At 73.5% G+C, this 9,059-nt stretch carries 8 protein-coding genes; 7 read left to right on the forward strand and 1 reads right to left on the reverse strand.

The window, feature by feature from the left end; genetic code table 11:
- The first annotated feature begins 227 nt into the window (after window positions 1–227).
- The 4 genes from hutU to hutI are packed head-to-tail and all read left to right on the forward strand — an operon-like array spanning window position 228 to window position 5,681.
- Complete coding sequence (hutU, locus tag G3I53_RS06845) at window positions 228–1,892, forward strand: urocanate hydratase (protein WP_164337035.1); 1,665 nt, start codon at window positions 228–230, stop codon at window positions 1,890–1,892.
- On the forward strand, window positions 1,889–3,106 hold the full coding sequence (locus G3I53_RS06850; protein WP_164337033.1) for an allantoate amidohydrolase: 1,218 nt from the start codon (window positions 1,889–1,891) through the stop codon (window positions 3,104–3,106). The genes hutU and G3I53_RS06850 overlap by 4 nt, the downstream gene beginning before the upstream one ends.
- Entirely contained in the window at window positions 3,097–4,464 is a 1,368-nt protein-coding gene (locus tag G3I53_RS06855; protein WP_343240564.1) for a formimidoylglutamate deiminase, read from the forward strand. The genes G3I53_RS06850 and G3I53_RS06855 overlap by 10 nt, the downstream gene beginning before the upstream one ends.
- Before the next feature lie 41 nt (window positions 4,465–4,505).
- Window positions 4,506–5,681, forward strand: a complete 1,176-nt coding sequence (hutI, locus tag G3I53_RS06860; protein WP_164332998.1) for an imidazolonepropionase — start codon at window positions 4,506–4,508, stop codon at window positions 5,679–5,681.
- A gap of 116 nt (window positions 5,682–5,797) precedes the next feature.
- Here hutI and G3I53_RS06865 read toward each other — a convergent pair whose 3' ends face one another.
- Window positions 5,798–6,724, reverse strand: coding sequence for an RNA polymerase sigma factor SigF (locus tag G3I53_RS06865; protein ID WP_164332999.1), 927 nt, complete (start codon window positions 6,722–6,724; stop codon window positions 5,798–5,800).
- Between the two features lie 239 nt (window positions 6,725–6,963).
- On the opposite strand from G3I53_RS06865, the gene G3I53_RS06870 reads away from it, so the two are divergent.
- The 3 genes from G3I53_RS06870 to G3I53_RS06880 form a co-directional block, all read left to right on the forward strand.
- On the forward strand, window positions 6,964–7,341 hold the full coding sequence (locus G3I53_RS06870; RefSeq protein WP_164333000.1) for an STAS domain-containing protein: 378 nt from the start codon (window positions 6,964–6,966) through the stop codon (window positions 7,339–7,341).
- Window positions 7,342–7,591: 250 nt separating this feature from the next.
- Complete coding sequence (locus G3I53_RS06875) at window positions 7,592–8,194, forward strand: ATP-binding protein (RefSeq protein WP_164333001.1); 603 nt, start codon at window positions 7,592–7,594, stop codon at window positions 8,192–8,194.
- 156 nt (window positions 8,195–8,350) lie between these two features.
- The coding region (locus G3I53_RS06880; protein ID WP_164333002.1) for an LPXTG cell wall anchor domain-containing protein at window positions 8,351–9,059 on the forward strand (709 nt) is incomplete at its 3' end.

Here is a 9,059-nt window from a genome sequence, read left to right on the forward strand (position 1 = left end):
GCCGCGGAGGCGCGTGCTCCCCGCACCGTCCCGGCGGGCGCCGTCCCCGTCGTCGTCGCGCGCGCCGTCCCGGCGGAAGCCGCCGTCGTTCTTCCCGTCGGTGCCCATGGGTCCAGCCAAACATCCGGCGCCCGGCCGCGCCGACACACCGATGTATTGACTAGTTCTATTCAGGCGGCGAGGATGTGAATATCCGCAGTAGCCGTGGCCGTCCCAGGAGGCAGACCATGTCAGGACCCCGCACCGTCCGAGCGCCGCGCGGCACCGAACCGAGCGCCCTCGGCTGGCAGCAGGAGGCCGCCCTGCGGATGCTGCAGAACAACCTCGACCCGGAGGTCGCCGAGCACCCGGACAAGCTGGTCGTCTACGGCGGCACCGGCAAGGCCGCCCGCGACTGGCGCTCCTTCGACGCCATGGTCCGCACGCTGAAGACCCTCAAGCAGGACGAGACGATGCTCGTCCAGTCCGGCCGGCCCGTCGGCGTCATGCAGACGCACGAATGGGCGCCGCGCGTCCTCATCGCCAACTCCAATCTCGTCGGCGACTGGGCCACCTGGGAGGAGTTCCGCCGCCTGGAGGCCCTCGGCCTGACGATGTACGGGCAGATGACCGCCGGGTCCTGGATCTACATCGGCACCCAGGGCATCCTCCAGGGCACCTACGAGACCTTCGCCGCCGTCGCCGCCAAGCGGTTCGGCGGCACGCTCGCCGGCACCGTCACCCTCACCGCCGGACTCGGCGGCATGGGCGGCGCCCAGCCGCTCGCGGTGACCATGAACGATGGCGTGGCGATCTGCGTCGACTGCGACCCGCGCGCCATCGACCGCCGCATCGAGCACCGCTACCTGGACGTGCAGGCCGACTCCCCGGAGCACGCCCTCCGGCTGGCCGTCGAGGCCCGCGACGCCCGCCGCCCGCTGTCCATCGGCGTGCTCGGCAACGCGGCCGAACTCCTGCCGCAGTTCCTCGCCATGGGCGCGCCCGTCGACATCGTCACCGACCAGACCTCCGCCCACGACCCGCTCGCCTACCTGCCCGCCGGGACCGCCTTCGAGGACATGGCCGAGGCCGCCGAGAAGGACCCGGCCGGCTTCACCACCCGCGCCCGCGAGTCCATGGCCCGGCACGTCGAGGCGATGGTCGGCTTCCTGGACGCCGGCGCCGAGGTCTTCGACTACGGCAACTCCATCCGCGGCGAGGCCCGGCTCGCCGGCTACGACCGGGCGTTCGCCTTCCCCGGCTTCGTCCCCGCCTACATCCGCCCGCTGTTCTGCGAGGGCAAGGGCCCCTTCCGCTGGGCCGCCCTCTCCGGCGACCCGGCCGACATCGCGAGGACCGACCGGGCGGTCCTCGACCTCTTCCCCGAGAACGAGTCGCTGGCCCGCTGGATCCGCATGGCCGGTGAACGCGTCCACTTCCAGGGCCTGCCCGCCCGCATCTGCTGGCTCGGCTACGGCGAACGCGACCGGGCCGGCGAACGGTTCAACGACATGGTCGCGAGCGGCGAACTCTCCGCCCCGGTCGTCATCGGCCGCGACCACCTCGACTGCGGCTCCGTCGCCTCCCCGTACCGGGAGACCGAGGCCATGCGGGACGGCTCCGACGCCATCGCCGACTGGCCGCTGCTCAACGCCATGGTCAACGTGGCGTCCGGCGCCTCCTGGGTGTCCCTGCACCACGGCGGCGGCGTCGGCATGGGCCGCTCCCTCCACGCCGGGCAGGTCACGGTCGCCGACGGCACCGCGCTGGCGGGCGAGAAGATCCGGCGCGTGCTGACCAACGACCCCGGCATGGGCGTGATCCGGCACGTCGACGCCGGGTACGACATCGCGGAGTCGGTGGCCGACAGCCGCGGCGTGCGCATCCCCATGCGTGAGGGTGACCTGGCGTGAGCTTCCACCGCATGTGGGCCCAGCTGCTGCCCGTCGGCCGCGACGCCGGCACCGGCGGCTACCGCCGCTACGCCTGGACCGGGGCCGACGCCGACTGCCGGGCCTGGTTCGAGGAGCAGGCCCGCGCCCGCGGCCTGGCCCACGAGACCGACCGCAACGGCAACCAGTGGGCCTGGCTCGGCGACCCGGCCGCCGGGGACGCCGTCGTCACCGGCTCGCACCTGGACTCCGTGCCCGACGGCGGCGCCTTCGACGGCCCCCTCGGCGTGGTGTCCGCCTTCGCCGCCCTGGACGCACTCCGCGACCGGGGCGCCCGGCCCACCCGGCCGCTCGGCATCGTCAACTTCGGCGACGAGGAGGGCGCCCGCTTCGGCCTGGCCTGCGTCGGCTCCCGCCTCACCGCCGGGCAGCTCACCCGGGAACAGGCCCACCGGCTCACCGACGGCGAGGGCATCACCCTCCCCGAGGCCATGGCCGCCGCCGGGTACGACCCGGACGCGATCGGACCGGACCCCGAACGCCTCGCCCGCATCGGCGCCTTCGTCGAACTGCACGTGGAACAGGGCCGCGCCCTGGACCTGTCCGGCGACCGCGTCGGCATCGCCTCCGCCATCTGGCCGCACGGCCGCTGGCGGTACGACTTCCGGGGCGAGGCCAACCACGCCGGCACCACCCGCCTCGCCGACCGGCGCGACCCCATGCTGCCCTACGCCGAGACCGTCCTCGCCGCCCGCCGGGAGGCCGAACTCGCCGGTGCCGTCGCCACCTTCGGCAAGATCAGCGTGGAACCCAACGGCGTCAACGCCATCCCCTCCGTGGTGCGCGGCTGGCTCGACTCCCGCGCCGCCGACCAGAGCGCCCTGGACACCGTGACCGCGGCCGTGGAGAAGGCCGCCCGCGACCACGCCGCCGCGCACGGCGTCGAACTGGAGGTGGTCCGCGAGTCCTTCACCCCCGAGGTCGGCTTCGACCACGCGCTGCGCGACGAACTCGGCCGCATCCTCGCCCGGGACACCGGCCGCCGGGTGCCCGTCCTCGGCACGGGCGCGGGACACGACGCCGGAATCCTCTCCGGGAGCATCCCGACCGCCATGCTGTTCGTGCGCAACCCCACCGGCGTCTCGCACTCCCCGGCCGAGTCCGCCGCCGAGGACGACTGCGTGGCCGGGGTGCTCGCACTCGCCGACGTACTGGAGGGACTGGCGTGCAGGTGACGCAGGACGGCACGGGCGGCGGCACCGCGCGGACGTACTGGCTGGAGCACGCCTGGCTCGGCGACCGGGTCGAACCGGGCGTCACGGCGGAGGTCCGGGACGGCGTCTTCACCGCCGTCGTCCCGGGCGTCACCGCCCCGCCGCCCGGCGCCGAGGTGCTGCGCGGACTCACCCTGCCCGGGCTGGCGAACGCCCACTCGCACGCCTTCCACCGCGCCCTGCGCGGCACCGTCCAGGTCGGCAGCGGCACCTTCTGGACCTGGCGGGAGGTCATGTACTCGGTCGCCGACCGGCTGACCCCCGACACCTACCACCGCCTCGCCCGCGCCGTGTACGCCGAGATGGCCCTCGCAGGCATCACCGCCGTCGGCGAGTTCCACTACCTGCACCACGCCCCCGGCGGCACCCCCTACGCCGACCCCAACGCCATGGGCGAGGCCCTGATCGCGGCCGCCGCCGAGGCGGGCATCCGCATCACCCTCCTCGACACCTGCTACCTCTCCGCCGGTTTCGGACAGCCCCCGAACCACCACCAGCTGCGCTTCTCCGACGGCACCGCGGACGCCTGGGCCGACCGCGTCTCCCGCCTCACGGCACCGGACCACGCACGGATCGGGGCCGCCGTGCACTCCGTACGGGCCGTGCCCGCCGCGCAGTTGCCGACCGTGGCGGGCTGGGCCGAGGAGCGCCGGGCCCCGCTGCACGTCCACCTGTCCGAACAGACCGCCGAGAACGACGCCTGCCGCGAGGCACACGGCCGCACCCCGGCCCGGCTGCTCGCCGACCACGGCGTGCTCGGCCCGCGCACCACCGGCGTGCACAACACCCACCTCACCGGCGAGGACATCGCCCTGATCGGCGGCAGCGGCACCGGCACCTGCATGTGCCCGACCACCGAACGCGACCTCGCCGACGGCATCGGCCCCGCGGCGGCCCTGCAGAGCAAGGGCTCCCCGCTCTGCCTCGGCTCCGACAGCCACGCCGTCGTCGACCTGCTGGAGGAGGCACGCGCCATGGAGCTCAACGAGCGGCTGCGCACCCGCACCCGCGGCCACTGGACGGCCAACGCCCTGCTGCGCGCCGCCACCGCCGACGGTCACGCCGCCCTCGGCTGGGACCGGGCCGGCACCATCGCCACCGGCGCGCCCGCCGACCTCACCACGCTCGCCCTGGACACGGTCAGGACGGCAGGACCACCGCCCCGCCTGGGCGCCGAGACGGCCGTCTTCGCCGCCACCGCGGCCGACGTGCGCCACACGGTCGTCGCGGGCCGGCACATCGTGCGCGACGGCGCGCACACCCTCGTCCCCGACGTGCCGCGGGCGCTGGCGGACGCCGTCCGGGCCCTGCACTCCTGACGACCGCCCCCGCCCCCCGCCGAGCCACCCACGAGGACACCATGAGCAGCACCGCCATCACCGGCATCGCCACCCTGGTCACCAACGACCCCTCCCTCGGGCAGGAGGACTCCCCCCTGGGCCTGATCCGCGACGCGGCCGTCGTCATCGAGGGCGACCGCGTCGTGTGGACCGGTGCGTCGGGCGACACACCCGCCACCGACCACCGGGTCGACGCCGACGGCCGGGCGGTCCTGCCGGGCTTCGTGGACTCCCACTCCCACCTGGTCTTCGCGGGCGACCGCACCGAGGAGTTCAACGCCCGCATGTCCGGCCGCCCCTACAGCGCCGGCGGCATCCGCACCACCGTCGCCGCCACCCGCGCCGCCGACGACGCGGAACTGGAGGCGAACCTCACCCGCTACCTCGCCGAGGCACTGCGGCAGGGCACCACCACCTTCGAGACCAAGTCCGGCTACGGCCTGACCGTCGCCGACGAGTCCCGCGCGCTGCGCCTGGCCGCCCGTCACACCGACGAGGTCACCTACCTCGGCGCCCACATCGTCGCCCCCGAGTTCGCGGACGACCCGGCCGCCTACGTGGACCTCGTCACCGGGGAGATGCTGGACGCCTGCGCGCCGCACGCCCGCTGGATCGACGTGTTCTGCGAGAAGGGCGCCTTCGACGGCGACCAGGCGCGCGCCGTCCTCACCGCGGGCCGGGCCAGGGGCCTGCACCCGCGCATCCACGCCAACCAGCTCACCCACGGCCCCGGCGTCCAGCTGGCCGTGGAGGTCGACGCGGCCAGCGCCGACCACTGCACGCACCTCACCGACGCCGACGTGGACGCCCTCGCGAACAGCCGGACCGTCGCCACACTGCTGCCCGGCGCCGAGTTCTCCACCCGGGCCGCCTGGCCCGACGCGCGCCGCCTGCTCGACGCGGGGGCCACCGTGGCGCTGTCCACCGACTGCAACCCCGGCTCGTCCTTCACGTCCTCCGTGCCGTTCTGCGTCGCCCTCGCGGTACGCGACATGGGGATGACGCCCGACGAGGCCGTCTGGGCGGCCACCGCGGGCGGTGCGGCGGCCCTGCGCCGCACCGACGTGGGACGGATCACCCCGGGCGCCTTCGCGGACCTGGTGCTCCTCGACGCCCCCAGCCACGTGCACCTCGCCTACCGGCCGGGTGTGCCGCTGGTCACGGGAGTGTGGCGGCGCGGCGAACGCGTCGTGTGACCGGCCCGTAGGCAGGGTGACCCCGGGAACGACAGCGTCCCGCGCCCGTCCGGCGCCCGGTGCCCCCCCCGGAGGGGGAGGCAGGTGGCGCGGGACGGGCGCGGGACGCGGCCCGGTCACTCCTCGACGGTCAGCCCCTTGCGCAGTTTCACGAGGGTGCGCGACAGCAGCCGGGAGACGTGCATCTGTGAGATACCCAACTCCTCGCCGATCTCCGACTGGGTCATGCCCGCGACGAAGCGCAGCGAGAGGATCTTCCGGTCGCGCGGCGGCAGCTCGGCGATCAGCGGCTTCAGGGACTCGACGTACTCGATGCCCTCCAGGCCGTGGTCCTCGTAGCCGATCCGGTCGGCCAGCGCGCCCTCGGCGTCGTCCTCCTCCGGCTGGGCGTCCAGCGAGGAGGCGGTGTAGGCGTTCGAGGCCGCCATGCCCTCGACGACCTCGTCGTTGGTGATGCCCAGGCGTTCGGCGAGCTCGGCCACTGTCGGCGCGCGGTCGAGCTGCTGAGCCAGTTCGTCACCGGCCTTGGCCAGGTCCAGCCGGAGTTCCTGGAGCCGGCGCGGTACGCGCACGGACCACGAGGTGTCGCGGAAGAAGCGCTTGATCTCGCCGATGATCGTGGGCATGGCGAACGTGGGGAACTCCACCCCGCGCGACAGCTCGAAGCGGTCGATCGCCTTGATCAGGCCGATGGTGCCGACCTGGATGATGTCCTCCATGGGCTCGCTGCGCGAGCGGAAGCGGGAGGCGGCGAACTTGACCAGGGCGAGATTGAGTTCGACGAGCGTGTTGCGTACGTACGAGTACTCGTGGGTGCCTTCGTCCAGGGCTTCGAGGCGCTCGAAGAGGGTCTTGGACAGGGCCCGGGCGTCGACCGGGGCGACCTCGTCGTAAGGGGGGATCTCCGGAAGTCCGGCGAGCAAATCCTCCAGGACGACTGCCTCGTCGTCCTGCCCGATGGGATCCAGATGTTCCGGAATGCGTGTCGACGTCGCTTGGTGGGTAGGCGATCCGTCGAGCCGGGGTGACATGATGTCCTCCATCGTTCTCGGCATATGGCTGCCGAAGCCAAATACGTGCACTGCGGTGTGCGGCGCCTCCAAAGCCGGCCGTGTCGGGTACGTGTCTTCACTAGCCCTACCCGCTTTGCCGAGCCTGCCGCAAGTGCGTTTTGTTGCTATATGTCCGTTTGCGGGGGATTGTTCGGCTGTCGGAGTGCGGTGGGAAGGCGTAATGTTCGAGAGCGTCAGCAAGCAGTCACGACGGCAGGAGAGAGAGCGGCATGGACCGCGGGACGGTCGGCAGCGCACAGTCGGGCCGGCTTCTGGTCGAGGTGCGAGAAGAGGGCCCCAGTGCCGTCGTGACACCGGCGGGTGAGTTGGATCACCACACCGCCGACCTGTTGCGCGAGCCGCTGGAGGGCTGCCTCGCCAAGGGATTCAAGAGGCTGGTCATCGACTGCTCCCGGCTGGAGTTCTGCGACTCCACGGGGCTCAACGTTCTGCTCGGCGCCCGGCTGAAGGCCGAGGCCGCCGGTGGCGGAGTGCATCTCGCGGGCATGCAGCCCGTGGTGGCGCGGGTGTTCGAGATCACGGGGGCGGATGCCGTGTTCACCGTCCACGACACGCTCGAGGCGGCTCTCGCCGACGATTCCGCGTGACCCGCGGGCGTCGGCCGGCCGCGGCCGGCGGGCTCTGTGGCCGCCGCCGTGACGGGGCCTTCCCCGCCGTCACGTCTTTTCGTGCGAATACGGGGGTGTCCCGCCGGTGCCCCCGGGCAGGAGACATCCTGAACGCATCGGAAGCCGTGGTGACGGGGCCGGCGGGAACCGGCCGGGCCGCGCGCGGCGTGACGGACTGAGCATGGAAATTTTGAATGGTGAACTGGTGACACGGTGAGGTGAAGCGCTGATGAGCACCACCCGGCCCTACTCGCCGGGCGACCGCGGTGCGGAGCCCAGCGGCGCTTCCGGCGCGTCCGGGGGCGCCGCGCGGGTGTCGAAGGCGTCCGACGGGGGACGGGCCGCACCGTCCGGGCAGCCCGCCGCGGCGAAGGCGTCCCAGGCTCCGCCGGGCTCGGCGGGCGCGACGCCCCGGCCGGTGGGACGGCAGTCCCGCAGACTGAACTTCGACGACCAGAGCGGCGTCGTCCCGCTCGCGAGGGACTTCACCCGCCAGGCGCTGTACGCGTGGGGCTGGCTGCCCGCCGCGGGCGCCGAGCAGCGGGCCGCCGCCGAGGACGTCCTGCTCGTCGTGTCCGAACTGGTCACCAACGCCTGCCTGCACGCCGAAGGGCCCGACCAGCTCGACATCACCTGCGACAACAAGGTGATCCGGATCGAGGTCACCGACCGGGGCACCGGCCAGCCGGCCCCGCGCACCCCGCACCGCGCCGGCCGGCCCGGCGGCCACGGCATGTTCATCGTCCAGCGGCTCTGCCTGGACTGGGGCGTCGTCCGCACGCCGGGCACCGCGGGCAAGACCGTCTGGGCCGAACTCGGCGCGCCCGCCTGACCCCTCCACGACCACCTCACCGCGTCCTCGCCGGATCACCACGGATCCGGCGTGCGCCTTCCCTTCCCTCCTCCGGACCCCGGGCGTACCTCGACCGCCCGATCTGATACGCCGTCAGGAAGCGTGTCGGCAGGAGCGTCCGGAGTGAGGGGACCCGTGCCGTACCCGAAGCGAACCGCCGCGCTCGCGTCCGCCGCGGCCCTGGCCGGCTCGGCGGTACTGCTGACCGCGCCCGTGGCCCGGGCCGACGTCGTCGATGTCGACTACCGGTGCAAGACACCCATCGGCGACAAGGGCGCCGTCTCACCCATCGACATCAAGGGGGTGCGGAGCGGCGGCGGTCACCGCATCACCATGTCCTGGCAGAAGGACGTCTCCTCCAGCCCCGTCGAACTGGGCAAGGGGGCGATGAGCCCGAGTGCCACCATCGAACTGGGCGGTGCCGACAGCGGCACCCTGGAGGTCACCGGACCCGCCAACGACGCCGCGATCCCCGCCAACACCCCCATAAAGATCAGCGACTTGAGCGGCACGTACACCCCGGCCGAGAGCGGCGAGGTCACCTTCACGGCCGGCGTGCTCACCATCGAGGCCCTCGGCATGACCACCACCTGCACCCCGACGAACGACCCCGGCCCGTCCCTCGTCCTCGACGTCACGGCGGGCGGTGGAGGCGGTGGCGCTCAGGACGGCGGCGCTCAGCACGGTACGGGCGGCACCGGCGACGACGGCGGCACGCTCCCGCGGACCGGCCCGGCCGACTCGGCACTCGCCCTCGGCACCCTCGGCGGCACGGTGCTGCTGGTCGGCGCGGGCGGTGCCCTGTGGCTGGCCCGCAGGAACCGGGCGGCCCGGGCGGACACCT

Origin of the sequence: Streptomyces sp. SID14436, from assembly GCF_010548465.1 — a bacterium.
GTDB lineage: Bacteria > Actinomycetota > Actinomycetes > Streptomycetales > Streptomycetaceae > Streptomyces.

What these genes read in the sequence shown, in the direction of transcription:
- hutU (WP_164337035.1), top strand. Translation starts at nt 228, where the DNA reads ATGTCAGGACCCCGCACCGTCCGAGCGCCGCGCGGCACCGAACCGAGC.
- hutI (WP_164332998.1), top strand. Translation starts at nt 4,506, where the DNA reads ATGAGCAGCACCGCCATCACCGGCATCGCCACCCTGGTCACCAACGAC.
- G3I53_RS06865 (WP_164332999.1), bottom strand. Translation starts at nt 6,724, where the DNA reads ATGGAGGACATCATGTCACCCCGGCTCGACGGATCGCCTACCCACCAA.
- G3I53_RS06870 (WP_164333000.1), top strand. Translation starts at nt 6,964, where the DNA reads ATGGACCGCGGGACGGTCGGCAGCGCACAGTCGGGCCGGCTTCTGGTC.
- G3I53_RS06875 (WP_164333001.1), top strand. Translation starts at nt 7,592, where the DNA reads ATGAGCACCACCCGGCCCTACTCGCCGGGCGACCGCGGTGCGGAGCCC.